The organism is Arthrobacter bussei, from assembly GCF_009377195.2.
Classification (GTDB): Bacteria; Actinomycetota; Actinomycetes; order Actinomycetales; family Micrococcaceae; genus Arthrobacter_D; species Arthrobacter_D bussei.
Genome location: NZ_VJXX01000038.1, coordinates 1 through 281 on the forward strand (window position 1 = coordinate 1; position 281 = coordinate 281).

1 protein-coding gene is annotated in these 281 nt (G+C 69.8%); it reads left to right on the forward strand.

Translation table 11 applies throughout. From position 1 onward, the window contains the following. A partial coding sequence (locus FNH21_RS16820; protein WP_206687083.1) for a hypothetical protein occupies positions 1 to 281 on the forward strand: 281 nt, incomplete at both ends.

Genomic DNA, 281 nt, shown 5'->3' on the forward strand with positions numbered 1-281 from the left:
CAACAGCCCCGCGCTGGCCTCGGCCTCGCTCAGCGAGATCTCCGCCTATCTCTCGCCGCAGGAGCGGCAGGCGGGTTGGGGCGAGATCGGTTATCAAGCGGCGCTGCAACTGGATCCGCAAGCTTCGGGCTGGTATGGCCGCAGCGGCGACGGGCGCCTGTCGTTCCCGGCCCAGAAGTGGAAGGTGCGTGCCGCGCTGCGCGCTGGCGACTGGCCGGCGGTGCGCAGTGCCATCGAGCAGCTGGCTCCGGAGCTGCGCGGCGATTCGGTCTGGATTTACT